Source organism: Methanomassiliicoccaceae archaeon DOK, from assembly GCA_009911715.1.
Lineage (GTDB): Archaea > Thermoplasmatota > Thermoplasmata > Methanomassiliicoccales > Methanomethylophilaceae > Methanoprimaticola.
On sequence record CP047880.1, the window covers coordinates 1,804,323 to 1,825,644 of the forward strand.

Sequence of the window (21,322 nt, forward strand, 5' to 3'; positions counted from 1 at the left end):
TTTAAGGTTGGGAGGGCGGGAGCCCTCCCGTTTATCTTATGGTTTTCAGCGCCTGGACTTCGGCTTTCCGTAGTTCTTCACAGGCTTGCGGTAGACCCACACCATGACTATGATCAGCAGGATGATGACGATCACGAGGAGCGCGATCATCCAGGTGTAATCGTTGTCACCGATGTAGAACGTGTGCCTCTCGCCGAGACCCTCGATGTCCACCATGTTTCCTCCGTCGGCGGGGAGCACGTAGAACTCGTACTGCCCGTTTCCGGAGTCGGTGATCCACTCGTAGGTGACGGTGGTGGTACCGGCCTCGTCGAGGTCAACTGTGGTGTAGCTGTCCTCGATCCTCTCGTCGTTGACGTAGAAGTAGACGCCGTATCCGTTCAGGTCCGTGTTGGTGTTGTTGGTGAGCGTCACGGAGAGCGTGATGGGCTCGACCACACGGATGGGGAACTCCTCAGTCCTGTTGAGCGTCTCCTCGTTGGTGACCTCGTCGCCGTTCTCGTCGACTGTGGTGTAGGAGACGTCGATGGTGTACTCCACGACCAGGGTGCAGCGGCCCGCAGTGTCGGGGGCGGAGACCGTGAGGGTCTGCGCCACACCGTTGTCGAGGTCGCCGGAGCTGGGGCTCACACCGTTGCTGACGGTGTCTCCCGAGGAGTCGGTGAGCTTGGCATCGTAGGAGATGGACATGTTGAAGTCCTGGTACTCGGTGCTGTCGTAGTCGTTGTTGGTGTAGATGATCTGGAAGTCGGCGTCGTCGCCGACCCCGATCACACTGGAGTCGCCGCTGATGTCGGCGTAGTCTGCGTCCACCCCCTGGACGGGGACGAGGCAGAGGGCCAGCATCGCCAGGACGGCTATGGCTGCTGTCACTGCTTTCATCTGCGTGAGAACACCCCCCTCTTGCTGGCGAACCAGAAGGTCGCCACGAGCATCAGGATGATGACCGCGATGAGGAACCAGATTCCGCCGGGGATTCCGGACCTCTCGTTGAAGACGTTGCTTCCGCTGACGGTCATGTCGTCTGTGGTGACCTGCACGTTCTCTGCGCTGAGGCTGAGGCTCTGGCTGTGTCCTCCGACGGTGACGTTGGCCGTTATGTCGGGGACGGTGGTGTCGGAGCCGGGCTCGAGGAGCATCAGCTTGACGTACAGGACGGTTGTCTGGAGTCCGTACGCATCGAAGGCCTGTCCGGGCTCGGCGATGACCGTTCCGTCGGCGCTGACGATGGTTGCGACCCATCCGGCGGGGACGTTGGGGACGTCGATGACGACCTCGTGCGTGTACACGTTGTTGTTGACGATGGTGACCGCGTACATGTACTGGTAGGCGGAGACCCTGTCGTTGGCAGCCCTGCTGTCATCGTCCGTGGCCTTGAAGATCTCGACGTCGTAGGCGCCGGAGGTGTCTCCTCCAACGGTGACGTCCAGAGTCTGGCTGTCGGATCCGTTGATGTCCTGGACGGTGACGGACATTCCGTCGGAGCCGGGTGCGACACGGCTGGCGTCGTAGGTTCCGGTGACGGTGATGAACGCGTCGGTCGTGTTGGCCGGGACGTTCAGGGTGAACGTGCGGTCGAGGGACAGCTCCGAGCCTCCGATGATGAGGAAGGTGAGGTCCCTGTCGGTGTTGTTGGTGATGAACACGTCGATGCTGACGGTGCCGTTGTTGAAGACCGCTCCTCCGATCCTGGACGTGAAGTCAGGCTCTTCGGCCTCCTCATCGACGGGTGCGTCGGTGCTGAGCACGGAGATGTTGCGGACATCCGCGGTCACGTTTCCATCCTCGTCCTCGTTCAGGGCGAGTCCGGTGAACTCTCCGGTGGCGGAGTAGTAGTGATCCTCGGAGTCGATGGTCGTGTTGACGTCGACGGACACCTCGACCGACGACACGTCGGAGGGGAGCGTGATTGTGTACGCCCCGTTGGTGACGTCGAAGTCGTGCTTGACGGTCATTCCCCTGTACTCGTAGGAGACGGTGATGGTTCCGTCCGCGACGACGCCCACGTTTCCGGTGACCTGCATCTGGTGCTGGGACGCGGTCATGTCGATGGTGTAGGATCCCTCAGTGACGTCGGTCAGGTCGAGGTATCCGTAGGCGATGTTGCTGTGTCCGTCCTCGGCGGTGTTGGTGGATGTGAGGTAGTACTCGTATCCGACCTCCATGTAGTATCCGCCGTCGTACCTGTGGTAGCTTCCGTCCTCGGTGCTGATGGACACCATGTCGCTCTCGGCGTTGGTGACCTTCACGTCGACGACTGTCTGGACGCCGTCGAGTCCGTAGAACTCGGTGGTTCCGGGGTAGAGGTAGAGGGTGCCGTCGAAGTAGTGTCCGGTGGACCCGTCGATGGTGACCGTGTAGGATCCGGGGCGGAGCTCGTATGTCTCTCCGGCGGTCAGCGTCTGCTCGCTTCCCTCGTCGTCCTCGTGGTGGAGGATCTCCATGTCGTAGGGGGCGGTGATGCTGATGGTCTTGACGTAGTTCTCCTGGTCCTCATCCTCGGCATCGTAGGTGTGGATCGTCAGCGTGTTGGTGTTGTTGCTGGTTCCGGCCGTAACGTCCCTGGTCAGTGCGGTGCAGTGGAAGCTGTCGTTGTCCAGGGTTCCCTCGGCGTTGTTGAGGGAGATGGTGGAGTCCACATCGTCCGGGATGTAGAAGTTGACGACACCGCTGGTGTTGGTCATGCTGTACAGGGTGTAGTTCTGCTCGTTGTAGGTGAACTCGATGACACCCAGCACGAAGGGCAGGTTGGCGTCCGATCCGGACATTCCGCGGTCGTACTTCAGGGTGTATCCGATCCTCCTTCCGTCGACGAGGCTGATGTCGCCGAGGTCGCTGCTGGTGCTGCTGGCGGTGCCGAAGTAGACCATGTTGCTGCCGTTGTTGGCTGCGATGGTGTAGCTGCCCTCGGGCAGGAGAGCGGAGAACCTTCCCTCGGAATCTGTGGCGATGGTGAAGTACTCGTTGTTGGAGTTGATGAACTGCACGGTTCCCTCCTCGCCGTTGTCCCCGTCCTTGAGCTGTCCGGAAAAGGTCTGTGCGTTGCTGGCCTGGAGGCTGACGCTGTCGCCGCCGGTGTAGGAGGCGTGGTAGACCTGCCCGTCGGAGATTCCGTAGACGGTGTAGAGCATGCTGTCGGTGGCCAGTCCGACGGGGACGTCGAACATGACCTGTCCGTCGAGCTCGTAGGAGACTGTGCTGAACGTTCCCGCGGAGATCGAGAGGACGGTGTCGGGGGCGTTGGAAACGGTGACGGTCTGGGCGTCGTAGACGTTCGAGATCGTGGCCGTCCTGTTGCTGCTGGAGATGTTGACGTCGTTGGTGTAGGTTGCGGAGTATCCCTGTCCCATGGAGAGGTTGTAGTATCCGGCGACAGCGGTGATGACCGCCTGTCCGTCCTTGACCTCGGCGGAGAACTGGGCGTTGTTGTCCTGGTTGGTGGCGATCACGAGCGCTCCATCGGGGACGGGGTTTCCGTAGACGTCCTCGACGGTGACGGTGATCGTCTTCGTGGTCGGGGTGACCTGGAATCCGACGTTGGATCCGGGGGCGATGGTGACTGTGCCTGTTCCGATGGAGTCTCCGGACTCGTCGTAGAGGGTGTAGGAGTAGGTTCCAGGCAGGATGGAGTCGATGGTGATCTGTCCGTCCTTGATGTTGACATCCACGTTTCCGGCGTCTCCCTCGAGTTTGAGGAGCATGTCCTCCGCGTCGTAGACGTTGTCCTCGACCATGACGGCCCCGTCCACGCTGGTGGCGGGGATCTCGTACGTCGACATCAGGGTGTTGTTCGTGTATGTCTGGAGGACGACGTCGCCGATGCTGATGGTGAGCAGATAGTCTCCGGAGGGGACCATGGCCTGGTATGCGCCGTCGATGGTCTTGGTCTCGGAGAACAGGACGTACTGTCCGAAGGTCTCGCTGTACTGGTAGACGGAGACTGTGGCTCCGGAGACGGCCTCGCCCTGGTAGGTGACCTGTCCCTCGTAGATTCCCGCGTCTGCGGGTGTGCCTGTGTACTCCAGCATGACGATGGAGGACAGGTAGTTGATGGCTCCGCCCTCGGCGGCCTGCTTGGTCATCGCCTCGTAGGCATCCATGTAGACCCATCCGTCGTCGGTGACGGTGGCGTCGGAGTCGGGGTTGTACATGAGCTGCCAGTAGACGACCTCGAACCCGGCCAGTCCGTATCCGGGGATGGCCTTGGCGGAACCCTCGGATCCGTCGCTGGATGAAAGCGCGACCAGGTAGTTGTAGGAGGCGTTGGTGCCCGTGAACCCTGCGTCGGCCGCGGAGGGCCCGATCATGGCCTTCCAGAGGAAGGTGTCGTAGATGGCGTCGGTGTAGACGGTGTATCCGTAGTACGTGTTGTAGGAGTAGAACTCGGTGGCTGCTCCGTATCCGTCGACGGCGTAGTCGCCGAAGTACGCGATGGTGGAGAAGCTGCTTCCGTCGCCGTACTGCAGGGGCAGCATGCTGGCGTCGGCCATGACGTATCCGATCTTCTCTCCGGAGACGCTGCACACGGCATCGTAGACCTGCATGATCTCGACGTCGTTCATCGAGGAGGTGATGTTGTTGATGCCCGCCAGGTAGACGGCGTTCTCGTCGGTGATGTCCGACCTGATGTTGCCGTAGGTATCGGGGTTGGCGTTGATCTCGGCGACCGCCACGGAGGGGTCGTCGATGTAGGACTTGATGTCGGCGTAGACATCGGCGTTGTCTCCGAAGCAGGAGGCGAAGTCGTCTACGTTGTTGGACATCATGATGCGGAGGATCATCGCCGCGACTGTACCGCCGGTTCCATCGGACAGGTACATGTGGGACACTGCGGAGGATCCTCCACCGAGGATGTCGGTGACGGTGTCGAAACCGCCCTGGGAGACGGCGTCGTAGGAGTAGTCGATCCATGTGGCGAGGGCGCCGTCCTTGTCCTGGTCGGCGTACTGGTCCCAGAGGTCCCCGATGGGATAGGAGTCTCCGGTCTTGATCGTGTACTGTGTGTTCCCGGAGAAGTAGTAGTCGGAATCGGAGTTGTTCGAGATACCGGCGTCCACTGCGAACGAGACGTTCGGGACGACGATCAGGAGCGCCACGATGACGACGGATGCGAAGGGGAAGGGCTTGATCATCTTCCTGAGGGCACCGGGGAATCCGGCGACCCTGATGGAGTGGGCCCACTCCCTGAGGTTGGCGGCCTCCAGCACGCGGACGATGACGACGGCGGATCCGACTGCGAAGACGGAGCCGACGACTGCGGCGTTGGCGTAGGAGGTCCATACTGCGAAGAACATCACGAACATCCAGACGGTGATGAACAGCCTGGTGGCGGAGTGGTCCCTCCTCAGGTAAACGTATGTGCTGTAGATGGCGTAGCATATGGGCAGCCACATCGTCAGCCAGCCGTAGTAGGCGGAGACGTTGGACATGGACACGTATGTGCTTGCGAGCTCGTCCATGATGGAGTTGGCGTACATGCTGTTGCCGTAGATGAGGGCCGTGAACAGGTCGGGCGCGGCGACTGCGAGCACCGCGGCGATGATCACGAACACGATGACGAGTGCGGGTACTGTGACGATCCAGGGTTTGGAGCGGATCCCCATGAACACGAGCGAGAGGACGACGGAGATGATCGCAATGAGGACGGGTCCGGAGTAGACGGCGTCCCAGAGTCCGGCGGGCATGTAGTATGCCGCGGGGATCAGTGTTCCGACGAGAATCGCGACGATGTAACCGATGAGGACGTTCTGGAAGTCCCTTCCCCTGAAGCGGTCGACGACGATCTGGATGACCATGGCGACGACCATCAGGATCACGAAGAAGCGGAATCCGTTCCAGGTGAGCGCGGACAGCGCCAGGAACACCCCGGCGAGGACGGCGTACATGAGGATGCCCTTCTTGGAGGGCTCCTCGGCATCGGCCGCCTTGACCATCCTGACCATGAACCATGTCGTGAAGGCCAGCAGGAAGGCTGCGAGTCCGTACTCGGTTCCGCTGGAGAAGACAGTGGTGCTGATGGGGAGGGCCAGGAACGCGAACACGAGGGCGGCGACGACGCCGACCCTCTTGTCGAACATCTCCCTGGCGACGAGGAACACGGGGATGCAGGTGAGCGCACCGATCACAGGGTTCAGGGCGGCGAGAGCCGCGGAAGCGGCCTCGGATGCACCCATCCCGGTGGCGGTGAGCACGGATGCGATTCCGGCTCCGAGGAAGTCCATCAGGGGCGGATAGACGTTGAGTCCTCCGACAGGGTAATTGACGGCAGAATCGGTCATCGAATAGCTGCCGTTCAGGATACTTTCAATCACATGCAGGTGATATTGCGCACTCGAACCGCCCGACAGCGCGAAACCGCCGTCGGCGGAGATACCATAAGCGAACACCGTGCGCAGCGCGAATGCCACGATCACGATGACGCAGAGCGAGAGCGCACACCAGTGGTTCTTTAACCACCCGTTACCGCTTTTTTCGCGGACGGCCCCCGTTTCTTCGGGGACGGTTGACTCTTTCCTAAATCTGCTCATTCTAAAAATCTCCATTTTAGAATGAGCGTGGATAATGGGAGCTTATATAAAAAGGACGCACACGCGTTACTTAATATTATAATAAGAGGGAGGGGAAGGGGTCGCACGGACCCCTGGGTTCACAGGACCGTGCGGATGTCCTCGGCGAACGCCTCTGCGGAGGCGCGCGGGTCCTCGGAGCCGTAAATGGCACGACCCACGATGACGTAGTCTGCACCGGCCGATATGGCGTCCGACGCCTTTCCGCCCTGGGCGCCCACACCGGGGGACAGGATCTTCAGGTCCCCGATGACCTCCCTTATTGCGGCGATCCTCTCGGGACGGGTGGCGGGAGCGATGAATCCAGAGACCCCGCACTCTACGCCGAGCCTCGCCATCTCCTCCGCGTGCAGGGCAGTGAACATCTTACCCCCGGGATGACTCATCTCGGTTACCGCGTAGATGTCCGCCCCTCCCGCGGCCTCGACGGCGGCCCTGAGAGAATCGTCGCCTGTGAATGCGTGGACGATAACGCCCGAGGCGCCCCTGGACACGGCGTTCTCCACGATGAGCCTGACCGTGTTGGGGATGTCAGCGACCTTGAAGTCGCAGACGACCTCCGAGAGCTCGGACAGCCTGGTGATCATCCCGGGGCCCTCGGACAGGACCAACGGCCAGTTGATCTTGATCGCATCTACGATTCCAGATACCGATTCGGCGACCTTCAGGGCCTTTGCCCCGTCGGTCTCGTCCAAAGCCAGGATGAGCCTGCTGTCCATCTTCATGTCTGCCGGACCTGCACCATCACTTATAAGGGTTCCAGACGATGGGGTCGCATGCTCAGGAAGATGGAGTGCGACTCGGCCTGCACCGGCAGGGTCGCGGAGGGTTGCAGACACTGCATTGACGGATCCAAGATGGTCCTGTTCGTCACAGGACTCTGCAAGTGGAACTGCTACTACTGCCCCGTCTCCCTGGAGAAGAAGGACAAGGACGTCATATACGCCAACGAGGGCAGGGTGTACACGGACGAGGAGATAGTCGCCGAGGCGGAGGCGATGGACGCCACCGGCACCGGCATAACCGGGGGCGACCCGCTCCTGGACATGGACCGCACCGTCCACATGATCCGCCTCCTGAAGGACAGGTTCGGCAAGGGTCACCACATCCACCTCTACACCGCCACCATCGACCCGGACAAGGCGCTGGCACTGCAGGATGCGGGACTGGATGAGATCCGCTTCCACCCGCCGGAATCCGTCTGGACGGACATGGGCCGGACCAGGCTGAAGGAGACCGTGGCGGCGCTGAGGATCGACGTCGGGATAGAAGTGCCAGCACTGCCCGGAAAGGAGAGGGAGCTGAACGCGCTGGTCACCTACGCGAAGGATGCCGGGGTCGACTTCGTCAACCTCAACGAGCTCGAGTTCTCGGAGAGCAACTGGGACATGATGGACACCCACGGGTACTCGGTGAGGGACGAGCTCTCCTCCGCCGTCGCCGGGTCCAGGGAGACCGCGATGGCCGTCCTGAAGGCCAACAGGAGGGCGAACGTCCACTTCTGCTCCTCCACGTTCAAGGACGGTGTCCAGCTCCGCAGAAGGCTCATACGCAGGGCCGAGCACACGGCCAAGCCCTACCAGCAGGTCACCGAGGACGGGACGATCGTCCGCGGATACCTCTATTCCGACGACCTGGCGGCCGCCGAGGATGCGCTCAGATCCTTCGGCGTCCCGGAGGACCTCTACGAGGTCCTCTCCAACAAGATCGAGGTCGCACCATGGGTGCTCGAGGACATAGCGCCATCCGTGAAGTACAGGTGCTTCCTGTCAGAGCAGTACCCGACCGCGGACGGACTCGAGGTCGAGAGGACGCCGCTCAACTGACGCGGCACGGAAATGCCGCATGTGCCAGATGCGGCGACAGAACATTTGAAGGGGCCCGATGGGCCCCTGGATTGTAACGGGTTTCCTAAGGGGTTTGTGCCCGACCGTACGAGAGGATCGTAGGGGGTCTCCGATCTCAGTCGACGCTGATGCTCTGGATCTCGTGGTGCCTGTTCACGATGTCCCTGGCAATGCGCAGGTTCTTACCGGCCTTGCCGATCGCACGGCCCTTGAGCTTGGGATCCACGGTGACCGTGGCGTGCGTGATGTTTCCGCGCTGCTCGATAACGACCTTCTGAGGATTATAGATGTGGAAGACGTTCTTCACGAACTGCTCGGGATCCTCGGAGTACTCCACGACCTGGATGTTCTTCCCGGTCTTCTCCTTGAGCTTGATTACATGCTCGCCCTTCTTCCCGACGGCGATGTTGCCCTGGCCCTTCTCGACGACGAACACGAGCTTGTCCTCGGTGTCCATGCAGTCGATGGCGTTCGCCCTGGTGATCTGCTCGAAGAGAGCGATGTACCTCAGGGTGTCCTCGGTAAGTACGATATCTGCGGACATGTTCCTCACAGCGTTAAGATGTTGGAGCTACCTTTGTCGATGATCACAAGGGCAGACACGGAGAAGGGTTTTCCGCACATCGCGCCGAGTTCCATGTTGTTTCCCTCGAACACGTGCACCTTCACGCCGATGTCCCCGCGCAGCTCTGCGCTGGGGCAGTTCCTGGAAATGACGACCATCTGCGCCTTTCCGTCCTTGACTGCCTTGGTTGTCTGGTCCACGCCGAACTCCACCTTTCCGGTGGTGATGGCGGATTTCAATGCCCTGCTGATGTCGATTTTCTCATCGCTCATTCTTCATCCCCCTTTTTCTTGGGTGTGTAAATCAGGTTTACGGCTCCGGTACCGAGTGTGACCGGCTGACCGACTATGATGTTCTCGGTGACTCCCTCGAGGTGGTCCACCTCGCCCACCATAGCTGCGTGCAGAAGGTGCGCGGCTGTGATCTCGAAAGCGGCCCTGGCGAGAACCGAGGACTTCTTTCCGGACACTCCGTGCCTTCCGATCGCCTTGACGTATCCGTCGTTGGTCATGAGGTCGGCGACAAGCATGATATGCCTGATGTCGACGTCCAGACCAGCCTCTCCGAGGGTTCCCATGGCCTCGTGGATGATGGAGTTTCTGGCCGCCTCGATTCCGAGGACGTCCGCGACCTCCAGGATGCTGTTCGTCATTACGTTGTCAGCATCCACTCCCTCGACCTTGAGCACCTCCTTGAGGTTGCTGCCCTCCGTGACGATCTTCCACGACCCCTCGGTCTTGGAGAGAACGGCACGGGTGATGTTGTCGATCCCTTTGATCTTCGCGCCCTTGATGGCGTCGAACATCGTCTGCAGCTTCTTGTAAGACGGCTCGTCGGAGTTGATGACCACATCGTATCCCTCTGTGGTGACCATCCCGCGGACCGCCTTGACCTTGTTCAGTCTGTCGACCAGTTCCTCTGTGGTGATTCCCCTGGCCTCCATCTTGCGTGCGTCGGGCTTGACTATCAGCCTCATGTTGGTGATGTCCGTCTCGACGCTCGCGATGTCAAGCAGCGTGGTCATCTCGATGTTGGACGCCACGTACTTGGCAATGTTCTCGTCCTCCGCCGCTGTGCCGGTGAGGGGAATGTTCATCGAAGGCGTGCTGGGCACGCGCCTCGCATCCACGATCTCGATCAGCCTGGGCAGACCCTGGGTAACGTTGATGTTCGCGACTCCCGCGTAGTGGAAGGTACGCATGTTCATCTGGGTACCGGGCTCTCCGATGGAGTGCGCCGCCATGACTCCCGCGGACTCGTTCTGGTCCATCAGGTGGGCGGTATACATCCTGTTGGCGGTGGTGATGAGCTTCTCGCAGATCTCGTCGCTCAGGTCGGCGTTCTCGATGCGCTTCGCGATGTCGACGATGATCTTCATGGGAAGGCGGACTTCCAGCCTCTCGGCGATCGCCTTGAGCCTGAGCTCGCCCTCGTTGTACTGGTAGAAGTTGGTGACCTCCTCCATGGGCTCCACGGGGACGACCTCCTCCACCTCTTTTTTGACCTTGGAGGATGACGCCGGCCTCTTGCCGATCTTGGCCAGGACGGACCTGGCCTCCTCCTCCATGAGTCCGAGCTCGACGAGTTCGGACTCCCCAGCGTTGCTGATGGCGCTGAGGGAGTTGTACTTCGTGAGCAGCAGCGCGGCGGTCTCCTCGCTGACGTCCCTGTTGATGAGGGCCTTCATGGTGTCCTTTCTTGCCATTATCACTCACCTCCGCCATCGAAGTCCATGTCGAGGTCGTCGTACTCCTCGCCCTCCTCGTCCTCGATGTACTCCATCTCGTCCTTCTCGAGCGAGCCGTAGTCGCCTCCGACGTCCTTGGTGTCGATGTGCAGGAGCTCGTCGGCCTGGTCACCCAGGACCTCGGCGAACAGGTCGTCGAGGTCGATCGCCTTACCCCTGACGGTCCTGGCGGGGTCGACCCCGTCCTCACCGTACTTGAACTGGACGACGGTTCCGATTGTGTTCCTGACGGTTCCGTCGGATGTCAGCTTCAGGTCCTCGAGGGCTGAGACGAGCCTCCTCTGCATGTAACCGGACCTGGAAGTCCTGACCGCGGTATCGACCAGTCCCTCTCTTCCTCCCATTGCGTGGAAGAAGAATTCGGTGGGCGACAGTCCGGACTTGTAGGAGTTGGAGCAGAATCCCCTGGCGTAGGCGCCCAGGTCCCCCTTCTCGAAGTGGGGCAGCGTCCTGTTCCAGTATCCTCTGGACAGCCTCTCTCCACGGACGGCCTGCTGACCGACGCAACCTGCCATCTGGGACAGGTTGAGCATGGATCCACGGGCACCGGCCTTGGCCATGATGACCGCGGGGTTGTTCATTCCCAGGTGCTTTCCGGCGATCTTACCGGCCTCGTCACGGGCGTTTCCGAGGACTCCCATGACGCTGACCTCCAGGGTCTCCCTGAGGGAGCGCCCGGGCATCTGCTCGAGTGTGCCGTCCTGGTACGACTCGACCAGCTCGGTCACCTTGTTGATGCACTCCTGGGTGTTGTTGTTGATCTGCAGGGCCGCCTCCTCGGGGATGTCCTCGTCACCGATTCCGGTGGAGAATCCGTGGTTCATCAGGGCACCCAGTGCGATCCTGGTGACCTGGTTGATGAACTTGGCGGCACGGTCGGAGCCGTAGTCCCTGGCGATCCTGTCGAGGATCTTACCCTTGCTGTTACCGATTCCCTTGACGTCGATGGTTCCGCAGAGCAGCTGACCGTCGCGGATCTTGACGTAGGCGTCGTACTCGCACTCCTCCTTCCTGCACTGCTTGCAGTTCTGGCAGATGTTTGCCTTGAAGGTCGTGCGGAAGTCGTCGGGCAGGACGATCGAGAAGAGCTGTTTGCCCGTCCAGTAGGGCTCGCCCTTCTCGTCGATGCAGGGCTCGGGCACCTCGATGTCCCCGAGCTTGAACAGGATGTTCATAGCCTGGAACCTGTCGAAGCGGGGGTTGTTGTGCGTGAGGAAGTACGCCCCGGTGATGTGGTCGTGGATGGCACCGATGATGGGTCCTCCGTACCTGGGGGACAGGATGTTCTCCTGCACCTGCATGAGGATCCTGGCCTCGGCACGTGCCTCGTCGGACTGCAGGACGTGCAGGTTCATCTCGTCACCGTCGAAGTCCGCGTTGTACGGGGGACAGTCGGTGAGGTTGAACCTGAAGGTGCGTCCCTCCATGATCCTGACGCGGTGCGCCATCATGGACATCCTGTGCAGCGAAGGCTGCCTGTTGAACAGGACGACGTCCCCGTCGACGAGCTGCCTCTCGACGGTGTAGTCTATGTCGATTCCCTCCGCCACGTCGGCGGCGTTCCTGTCGGTGACCCTGATCCTCCTGCCGTCGGAACGGATGACGTAGTTCACGCCGGGCAGGTAGGGCTTGTCGGGCGTGGGCGAGGGGCCGCGGGCCACCATCTCCCTGATCTTCTCGATGTTGTGCTCGTTGACGTGCACGGGGACGGTGAGCTCCCTGGCCGCGATGATGGGCACTCCGACCTCGTTGATGGACAACAGGGGGTCGGGCGAGATGACCGTACGGGCGGAGAAGTTCACACGCTTTCCGGACAGATTGGATCTGAAACGTCCCTCCTTACCCTTCAGCCTCTGGGCGAGGGTCTTGAGGGGGCGGCCGGACCTGTGCCTCGCGGGCGGGATTCCGGACGTCTGGTTGTCGAAGTACGTGGTGACGTGGTACTGGAGCAGTTCCCACAGGTCCTCGACAATCAGCTGGGGCGCTCCGGCGTCACGGTTCTCCCTGAGCCTCTGGTTGATCCTCAGGACGTCGACCAGCTTGTGGGTCAGGTCGTCCTCGGACCTGTCTCCGGAGTCGAGGGTGATGGAGGGCCTGACGGTCACGGGGGGCACGGCGAGGGCGGTGAGGACCATCCACTCGGGCCTGCATGTGGAGGGCTCGATACCCAGGGTGACGAGGTCCTCGTCGGGGATCCTCTCGAGCCTCTCGCGGACCTCCTTGGCGGTGAGCTTGTGGTTGTCCTCGATCTCGCGGAAGGTCGTGGGCTTGTCGAGCTTGATCTTGATCTGCTCGGCACCGCAGTAGGGGCAGATGCCCTTGCCGGATGCGTCCTTGGCGGTCTCCTTGGAGAAGTTCTTCACCTCGATGGTGCCTCCTCCGAGCTCCTCCATCCTCTCCATGCTCTCCCTGCGGGCCTGGATCTGGTCCTCGGAGAGCATCAGCCTGCCGCACTTGCAGCAGGTGGACTCCAGGAGCATCTTGATGTCCTTGATGAACCCGACGTGGATGACGGGCATGGCGAGGTCGATGTGTCCGAAGTGTCCGGGGCACTCGTCCACCTTGCATCCGCAGGTCTTGCAGCGCAGTCCGGGCTCGATGACTCCCATGTGGGGGTCCATGAGACCCATCTCGATGGGGTAACCCTCCTCATCGTACGTGTCCGCGGTGATGACCTTCGTCGCGGACATCTTCCTGATCTCCTCGGGGGAGACGCAGGAGAATTTGATCGATCCGATCCTCTTGGTGATACCGGGTGTTGTCATCTCAAGTCCTCCAGCTGAAGCCTCATGGCGACACCAAGCGACAGGAGCTCATCCATCAGCAGCTTGAACGCGTAGGATGTCTGGACCTTGTAGATGGTGGTGTTGTTCTTGCACACGGGGCAGTAGAGCGATCCGTGCCTGTCCATGATGGCGATGTGACCGCATTTGGGGTTTCCGCAGATCCACTGCTGGGTTCCGTCGGATTCGTCGAGCAGCCTGTCCTTGATGACCATGGCGGCGCCGTGACCGATCAGACAGTCCCTCTCCATCTCTCCGAACCTGAGACCTCCCTGCCTGGAACGTCCCTCGGTGGGCTGCCTGGTCAGGATCTGCACGGGTCCCCTGGACCTGACGTGCATCTTTCCGCTGACCATGTGGTGCAGCTTCTCGTAGAAGATGACACCGGTGTAGACGTCGGCCTGGATCATGCGTCCGGTCCTTCCGTCGTACATGACCTCCTTACCGGACCTGCAGAAGCCGTTCCTGACAAGGCCGTCGCGGATGGACTCCTCGTTCTCTCCGGAGAAGGCGGTTCCGTCGATGATGCGTCCCTCCATGGATCCGACCTTTCCGGCGATCATCTCGAGCACGTGCCCGATGGTCATACGGGAAGGGATTCCGTGGGGGTTGACGACGAGGTCGGGGGTGACTCCGTCGGCGGTGAAGGGCATGTCGCACTGGTCGACGAGCCTTCCGACGACTCCCTTCTGTCCGAACCTGGAGCAGAACTTGTCGCCCAGCTCGGGGATCCTCTCGTCCCTGACCTTGACACGGACGAGCCTGGAACCGTTCTCGGACTCGGTGATCATGACGGAATCGACGTATCCCTTCTCCCCGGGCCTGACGGTGACCGAAGTCTCCCTCCTCTTCTGGGGCGTGAGGAAGTCGGTCTCCTCCTCCAGGAACCTGGGCGGGGATGTCTTTCCGATGAGGACGTCGGATCCGTGGACCTCGCTCTCGGGGGAGATGAGTCCGTCCTCGCCGAGGGACGCGTACGCCAGGTCGGCGCGGGCGCCCATGATGTCGGGCGAGGGGATCTCGAAGTGGTCCTCCTGTCCTCCGGGGTAGCGGCGCTCCTCGGCGCGGTAGGACCTCATGAAGGTGGACCTTCCGAGTCCGCGCTGGACCGAGCTCTTGTTCATGACCAGAGCATCCTCGATGTTGTATCCGTGGTAGGAGAGGACCGCGATGCAGAAGTTCTGCCCTGCGGGCCTGTGGCTGTATCCCATGAACTGCATGGTCTGGGTCTGGACCATCGGGACCTGGGGGTACTGCATCAGGTGGCCCCTAGTGTCGGGCCTGATCCTGTAGTTGGCAGTGGGGATACCCAGTGCCTGCTTACCCATTCCGGCACCCATGGTGACACGGGGCGCAGAGTTGTGCTCAGGGTACGGGACGATACCGGACGCGACACCCAGGATGACCATGGGGTCGACCTCCATGTGGGTGTACTTGGGCTCGATCTTGCTGGGCACGGTGAAGTCCTCTCCGCACCACTTGCAGTGGAGCACGCAGTCCCCGTCCTTCCCGGGGTTCATCCAGTCGGCGTCCATGGGGGACAAGGCGTGGTTGCAGCAGGGGCACCTCTTGGGGGTGTCGTAGGCGTCCACGAGAACCAGGGCGTCCTCTTCCTCCTCTGCGTCGAGCCACTCGATGATGCCCTCGCGGAACAGGTCGTTCCATTTGACCTTGCCCTCGCGGATGCCCTCGATGTGCCTCCTCGTGATCATGAGCCTGCCGTTCTTGACGATGAGCAGGGGCCTTCTGAGACGTCCCTCGTCGCAGTTGATGATGACCTCTCCCATCTCCTCGTCGTGGCGGATGTTGATCTCGTTGGTGATGAGACCGCACCTCCTGCGCTCCCTGATCTCGTTGACCAGCTTGTCGGCGTCGGCGTGGACTCCCACGAGGTCCCCGTTCACGTAGACACGGGTTCCGCTGCCGGACTTGACGGACTCGATGTCGAGCTCCCTGAGCATCCATTTGACGTCGCTGTCGGGGAAGCCCTCGGACACGTCGATGATGAGCGCGGCGTTCTTCACCAGTCCGCAGTTCTGACCCTCGGGGGTCTCGGAGGGGCACAGCCTCCCCCACTGGGTGGGGTGCAGGTCACGTGCCTCGAAGTGGGGCTGGGACCTGGTCAGGGAAGAGGTGATCCTCCTCAGGTGGGACATAGCGGACAGGTTGGACGTCCTGTCGAGCAGCTGGGACACTCCCGCGCGTCCTCCGACCCAGTTTCCTGTGGCCAGGGCGTGGAGGAGCTTGTGTGTGAGCAGGTCGGGACGGATGGACGAGGCGATGTTCATCTCGCTCTTCTTCCTTCCCCAGTTCCTCTCCAGCTGGTACTTCAGGTCCTTCATGAGGCTGCTGAAGCTGGTCCTGAACAGGTCCTCCATGAGGTCTCCGGACAGCTTGAGCCTCTTGTTGGCGTAGTGGTCCTTGTCGTCCTCCTTCCTCTTGCCCAGGGACAGCTCCAGGACGGAACGCGCGATGCGTCCGAGGAAGATGGCCTTCTTCATGCGGTCCGCCTCGGTGTCTCCGAGGTGGGGCAGCAGGGACCTGTCGAGGATGCTCTCGACCTTCTTCGTCCTGTACTCCTTCGCCTGACCGGCGGCGAAGTTCCTCTCCAGGAACAGGATGGCATCCTCCTTTGTGTGGTAACCGTTGGGTGCGTAGGTCTTCTTGTCGAACGAGGACTCGATGTTGGCGTAGACGATGTTCGCCATGGCCTCGTCGGAGACGATGGTCTCGAAGATCTCCTCGTCGGACTCCATCCCCAGGGCCTTCATCAGGGCGATGAGCGGGATGGATCCGGAGGCGACGGGCACGGAGACCATGACCATGCCGTCCTTCTTCTTCTCTACGAGCGTGAGGGCGCGGTACCCGTCCTTCTGGGAGAACACCTTGGCGACCTCGACGGCGGCGCCGTACTTCTCGTTGTACTCGACCATGACCCTGTTGGGGGCCAGGTCCTCGAGTGTGATCAGGACCCTCTCGGTTCCTCCGATGATGAAGTATCCTCCGGGCTCCCTGGGGTCCTCCTTCTGCTTGACGAGCTCCTCGATGTACTCGGCGTCGGTGAGGGTGCGCTCGAGGTGCTTCTCGATGACCTCCCTGTTGAGGTTGCATCCCTTGGACCTGACCATCATGGGGAGGTCTCCGACGTGGACCCACTTGTCCCCCTCGGGCATCTCCTTCTCGACCCCGTCCTCGTAGACCTCGAACCTCACGTAGACCGGTGACATGTAGTTGAGGTTCCTGAGCCTGGCCTCCATGGGGGTGAGCTCGTGGCTGTATCCGTTGGCCTCCATGACCTTGGGCTCCTCGATGCGGATCGTGGGCTTGGCCTGGAGGTCGATGTTCCCGTCCTCGTCTCTCTTCCTGCCGATGTGGATCTCGATGTTCCTTCCGCCGGTCCTCTCCGGGTCCAGCTTGATGATGCCCCTCTCGGCGTCGTCCGTGGGGACCCTGATGTCGTCGACGATCCTCTGCATCCTGCTGTTGGGGTTGTCGGGTGTCGCGAGGAAGTCGTTGAAGGACGAGGTGTGGTGGTTGACGATGTCGCGCTCGGAGAAATACAGTTTGACTAGATCTCTCAATTGCTTACCCCCTAATTACGAGCCTGTACGCCACAAATTCCTCGGCGGTTTCGCTCTTCCTGACGATTTTCACCACACGGCCCTCGTCGATGGGTCCATGGATGCTCTCCAGAACTTTGATGCCCGGATCGCTTTTCCTTATCTTCGGGAGCTGGTCGGGGGTCATGCCCTTCCTCTGAAGGACCGCCTCCGCCTCCTCCTCGGACAAGAGGTGGTGCTCAGGCACGAGGACGTGCTTGAGTACGTTGAATGAGATGTTTTCTGCTGCCAAGTGATTCACCTACTTTTGCCCAGCCCGGTCAGCTGGAAATCAGTTTCCGAGAAATGCCCTGCATGCCTTCCTCATACTTGATCTGCCGTTCGATCGCTCATGAAGTCCATGGCGGGCCTGAAGGGATTCGAACCCTTGACCACCTGATTAAAAGTCAGATGCTCTACCTAGCTGAGCTACAGGCCCATGGATAGCTTTTAAGCTGTAATTGTGGTGGAAACCATCCTCATATATAATAGATTCTCTACCGTTATTACGTACGCGACCAACATCAATCAATTGTATATAGTCGGACGCCCCGCACGGATGCCGCCGTTGACGCGGTACATCAAACAACCCATAAATATTACCAAACGCTAGTCAAGGTACCAAAGCGTGAGCATATGAAGATTGCAGAGGTCAGCGAGAAGTACGGAATACCCCAGGACACACTCCGCTACTACGAGCGCGAGGGCGTCATCCCCGAGATCAAGAGGGGCAACGGCAACATCCGTGACTACACCGAGGACGACTGCAAGGAGATCGCCTTCGCCCAGTGCCTCAAATCGGCCGGCTTCACGGTCGAGGAGATCGTCGAGTACAGGAACCTCAGCAAGAGGGGCGACGAGACCATCCCCGACAGGCTCGCGCTTATGCAGCGCAAGAGAGAGGACCTGCTGCAGCAGAGGGAGGCCCTCGACAAGGCGCTCAAGCTTCTGGACCACAAGGTGTTCTGTTACGAGAGGGCCGTCGAGACCGGCGTCCTCAGCTGGGAAGACCCCAACTTCAAGCTCTGATTCCGCTTCGGCTCTTGCCTCCGGACCTCTTCCTGGCGAAGACCAGGTACCCGGTGTGGCCCAGCGTGTCGAACGACGGCCTCACGCCCCCGGGATGGACCTCGAGATAGCGCTGGATGTTCTCCAGGGCATGCACGTCCGAGTACCCCGACTCCCTGAGCGCGACGACGATCGACTCGACCTGGTTCATGTTGGGCACGTACGCGCAGAGCCTTCCGCCCGGACGGAGATTGGCATCGAGATTCGGCAGGGCGAGCCACGGGTCCGGCATGTCCATCGTGAGCACGTCCGCCTGCCAGTCCACACCGGCATCCATCTCCCTGGCGTCGCCTATGGCGTACGACCAGTACCTGTCGAGACCGACCCTCGCCACGTTCCTACCGGCGCGGTGGGCGTTCTCCTCCTTGAGCTCCAGGGTGTGGACGCGGCCCTCCGGGGCGACGGCGTGGAGCAGGGCCGTGGTGAGACCGCCGGACCCGGCGCCGACCTCGATGACCCTGTCGCCGCACTTGACGTCGCAGTGCATCAGGATCGTGGCAGCATCTTTTGCCGAGATGATCTGTGCGCCCCTCTCCAGGGACTCCATGAGCTCCAGCACGCCGGGGCGGAAGACGGTGTACTCCCTGCCGACCACGGTGAGCCTGTCCCCGTCGTCCAGGTCCCTGAACCTGCTGCCGTCTATGGCGCCGATGGACTGCGCCTTGACCATGCCGTAGGCCACCTTGACCCAGACCCTCTTACCGTTCGCGTCCTCGAGATAGACCGTCTCGCCCTCTTGGAATGCCATGTGTGTCCGAACAGGCTCTCGATTTATGTTCCTATCGTCCGGTTCCTCCCGCGGAACTGCGGGTCTTAAAAAGATTCCGAGAGATTATGATGTCATGACCAAGGGAATCCTGGGCGTAATCGCATGCCCGATGCTAGAGGACGAGCTCATCTACAGCATGTCCCACGATCCCGAGGACAAGAACGTCCTCGTGCTGGAGACACCGTACAACGGCAGCCTCAGACGCAAGCTTGACTCCAACGGCGTCCCCTACACGACCATGGACGAGTGGGAGTTCATGCACAGCGAGTCCGGACTGGACAGGAACGAGTTCAACATAGTCATCAAGATGAAGAACCTGGCACTCCACGCCGAACCGAAGGTCCTCATGGAGGACCTGGAGAACGACCTGACGATGATCCAGGGCAGGGTGGACGCCGTCGCCATGTACTACGGCATGTGCGGCAACTACGGCATGGACCTGTCGAAATGGGCTGAGGAGCATCTGTCGATCCCCGTCACAACGTTCAGGGACTGCAACGGCCGCGTCTGCGACGACTGCGTTGGCGTGGCCGTGGGGGGCCTGTTAGGATACCAGCACCTGATCAAGGACTACACCGGGGTCATGCTCCTGACCCCCGCCGTGGCGACCAACTGGGAGGACTTCCTCGGAGCCTCGGACATGGCCAAGGGGCTGGACGTCCTGGGGCCGGGGGACAAGAGGGAGCAGATGAGATGGCTCCTGGAGATGTGCGGTTACACGTCGGAGGTCATGATCGACACCGGGCTCGGCATAGTGTCCGAGGAGGAGTTCGAGAAATCTGCGAAGGACATGTCGGACAGCCTCGGCCTGAAGATACTCCGCGCCGACCCGTCCAAGTACGTGGACCACGGACCCATGAACAGGATCTACGCCGACTCCAAAGCAGACCTCGACAGGGTCGCGGGCGGCAGCTGATCTGAAAAAGGGAAACCGGCCCCGGGCGAAGTCCCGGGGCCATTCGTGTTTCTGGGATCACATCGTGTGGGCAGCGTACGCCGCCTTGTCGACGGGCTTGCCGCAGACGATGCACTTGCCGGAGTAGGGCTCGGGATGGTAGGGGAACCCGAGGATCTTGAACTCGGTCGTGTCCTCGAACTTGTGTCCGCACTCGGCGCAGCCACACCATCCGAGCCTCAGGATCTTGTCCTGGGGGATGTCCTCCATGGAGTCGATATCGGCGATCCTGGACTTCTGGACCTCCTCAGCCTTGGCGAGCATGTCGTCCGAGATGACGTCCAGGAGCATCTTCACGCCGGGGACGAGGTCCTTGGCGTCGATGGTTCCCTTCTCGCCCGTGTCCCTCCTGGCGAACGAGACCACGCCGTTCTCGATGTCACGGCCTCCGAGCTCCAGACGCAGGGGCACCCCCTTCATCTCCCACTCGTAGTACTTGTTCCCGGGGCGGGCGTCGCTGTCGTCCAGCTTCACCCTGATGCCGGCGTCGGAGAGGACCTTGGCGGTCTCCCTGGCGGCGGCCATGACGTCCACGGTGCTCTTCTTGGAGACGATCGGGATCAGCACGCACTGGTAGGGGGCGATTCCGGGCGGGAGGACCAGACCCTGGTCGTCGCCGTGCACGCCTATAAGGGCGCCGACGAGACGCTCGCTCATGCCGAAGGTGGTCTGGTGGACGTGCTTGTGCTCTCCGTTCTCGTCCTCGTACGTGATCTCGTACGGGATGGAGAAGTTGGTGCGGTAGTGATGGATCGAGCCCATCTGCAGGGTCCTGCCGTTGGGCATGGACGTGTCGATTCCGACGGTGTAGTGCGCGCCGGGGAACTTGTCCCAGTCCGTGCGGATGCACAGCATGTAGGGCAGGCAGATCTTCTTGGCGATCCTCTCGAGGATCTCGATGTCCTCCTCTATCTGGCACTGGGCGTCCTCCTCGGACACATGGCAGGTGTGGGACTCGAAGAAGTGGATCTCGCGGACCCTGATGAACGGGCGGGTCTGCTTCGTCTCGTACCTGAACGTGTTCACGATCTGGTACGTCTTCAGGGGCAGGTCCTGGTGGGACCTGATCCACAGCGCGAACATGGGGTACATCGCGGTCTCGGAGGTGGGCCTGACGACAAGCCTGACGTCGAGCTCGTTGAGCCCGGCGTGGGTGACCCAGTAGACCTCGGAGTCGAAGCCTTTGATGTGGTCCTTCTCCTTGGCGAACTGGTCCTCGGGGATCATCAGCGGGAAGCAGACCTCGTCGTGGTCGGTGGCGTCGAACTCCTGGCGGATGTAGGTGTCGATCTGCCTCATGATCTTCCAGCCGTAGGGGGTCCAGACGTTCATCCCCTTGATGGGGTACCTCTTGTCCGAGAGGTTGGCCTTCTCGACGATGTCCAGGTACCAGTCCGCGAAATCGTCCTCTTTCATGGACATC

At 61.1% G+C, this 21,322-nt stretch carries 14 protein-coding genes and 1 tRNA gene; 3 read left to right on the top strand and 12 right to left on the bottom strand.

Translation table 11 applies throughout. The features are described from left to right. Nucleotides 1-45 precede the first annotated feature (45 nt). The 3 genes from JS82_09160 to pyrF all read right to left on the bottom strand — a co-directional run bounded on the left by JS82_09160 (nt 46) and on the right by pyrF (nt 7,291). Nucleotides 46-882 carry a hypothetical protein gene (locus JS82_09160; protein QHK18258.1) on the bottom strand — a complete coding sequence of 279 codons (837 nt, stop codon included), beginning with the start codon at nt 880-882 and terminating at the stop codon, nt 46-48. Next, on the bottom strand, nt 879-6,278 hold the full coding sequence (locus JS82_09165; GenBank protein QHK18259.1) for a hypothetical protein: 5,400 nt from the start codon (nt 6,276-6,278) through the stop codon (nt 879-881). Before JS82_09165 ends, JS82_09160 begins: the two co-directional genes overlap by 4 nt. A 368-nt stretch (nt 6,279-6,646) precedes the next feature. Continuing rightward, nucleotides 6,647-7,291 carry an orotidine-5'-phosphate decarboxylase gene (pyrF, locus tag JS82_09170; GenBank protein QHK18260.1) on the bottom strand — a complete coding sequence of 215 codons (645 nt, stop codon included), beginning with the start codon at nt 7,289-7,291 and terminating at the stop codon, nt 6,647-6,649. Nucleotides 7,292-7,342: 51 nt separating this feature from the next. Between pyrF and JS82_09175 the strand changes: the two genes are divergently transcribed. Next, nucleotides 7,343-8,392 carry a radical SAM protein gene (locus JS82_09175; GenBank protein QHK18261.1) on the top strand — a complete coding sequence of 350 codons (1,050 nt, stop codon included), beginning with the start codon at nt 7,343-7,345 and terminating at the stop codon, nt 8,390-8,392. A 136-nt stretch (nt 8,393-8,528) separates the two neighbouring features. On the opposite strand, the gene JS82_09180 is transcribed toward JS82_09175, so the two are convergent. The 7 genes from JS82_09180 to JS82_09210 form a co-directional block, all read right to left on the bottom strand. Then, nucleotides 8,529-8,957 carry a NusA-like transcription termination signal-binding factor gene (locus JS82_09180; GenBank protein QHK18262.1) on the bottom strand — a complete coding sequence of 143 codons (429 nt, stop codon included), beginning with the start codon at nt 8,955-8,957 and terminating at the stop codon, nt 8,529-8,531. A 5-nt stretch (nt 8,958-8,962) separates the two neighbouring features. After that, the gene (locus tag JS82_09185; protein QHK18263.1) at nt 8,963-9,250 is read right to left on the bottom strand and encodes a 50S ribosomal protein L30e; all 288 of its coding nucleotides are present in this window, start codon (nt 9,248-9,250) and stop codon (nt 8,963-8,965) included. After that, a complete protein-coding gene (gene rpoA2, locus JS82_09190) occupies nt 9,247-10,683 on the bottom strand; it encodes a DNA-directed RNA polymerase subunit A'' (protein ID QHK18264.1) in 1,437 nt (478 codons plus the stop codon). The genes JS82_09185 and rpoA2 overlap by 4 nt, the downstream gene beginning before the upstream one ends. Nucleotides 10,684-10,685: 2 nt before the next feature. After that, entirely contained in the window at nt 10,686-13,490 is a 2,805-nt protein-coding gene (locus tag JS82_09195) for a DNA-directed RNA polymerase subunit A' (protein ID QHK18265.1), read from the bottom strand. Then, a complete protein-coding gene (locus JS82_09200) occupies nt 13,487-17,089 on the bottom strand; it encodes a DNA-directed RNA polymerase subunit B (protein ID QHK18266.1) in 3,603 nt (1,200 codons plus the stop codon). The genes JS82_09195 and JS82_09200 overlap by 4 nt, the downstream gene beginning before the upstream one ends. 4 nt (nt 17,090-17,093) lie before the next feature. After that, nucleotides 17,094-17,360 carry a DNA-directed RNA polymerase subunit H gene (locus JS82_09205; GenBank protein ID QHK18267.1) on the bottom strand — a complete coding sequence of 89 codons (267 nt, stop codon included), beginning with the start codon at nt 17,358-17,360 and terminating at the stop codon, nt 17,094-17,096. A gap of 109 nt (nt 17,361-17,469) precedes the next feature. Further along, nucleotides 17,470-17,546, bottom strand: a tRNA-Lys gene (locus tag JS82_09210). A 197-nt stretch (nt 17,547-17,743) separates the two neighbouring features. Between JS82_09210 and JS82_09215 the strand changes: the two genes are divergently transcribed. Next, complete coding sequence (locus tag JS82_09215) at nt 17,744-18,136, top strand: MerR family transcriptional regulator (GenBank protein ID QHK18268.1); 393 nt, start codon at nt 17,744-17,746, stop codon at nt 18,134-18,136. Here JS82_09215 and JS82_09220 read toward each other — a convergent pair. Further along, nucleotides 18,126-18,923 carry a methyltransferase domain-containing protein gene (locus JS82_09220; protein ID QHK18269.1) on the bottom strand — a complete coding sequence of 266 codons (798 nt, stop codon included), beginning with the start codon at nt 18,921-18,923 and terminating at the stop codon, nt 18,126-18,128. The two genes, JS82_09215 and JS82_09220, sit on opposite strands and share 11 nt — an antisense overlap. Nucleotides 18,924-19,017: 94 nt before the next feature. On the opposite strand from JS82_09220, the gene JS82_09225 reads away from it, so the two are divergent. After that, nucleotides 19,018-19,860: a DUF1638 domain-containing protein gene (locus JS82_09225; GenBank protein ID QHK18270.1), complete on the top strand. Its 843-nt coding sequence runs from the start codon at nt 19,018-19,020 to the stop codon at nt 19,858-19,860. Nucleotides 19,861-19,917: 57 nt separating this feature from the next. On the opposite strand, the gene JS82_09230 is transcribed toward JS82_09225, so the two are convergent. Then, nucleotides 19,918-21,321, bottom strand: coding sequence for a proline--tRNA ligase (locus JS82_09230; GenBank protein QHK18271.1), 1,404 nt, complete (start codon nt 21,319-21,321; stop codon nt 19,918-19,920). Nucleotide 21,322: the final 1 nt, after the last annotated feature.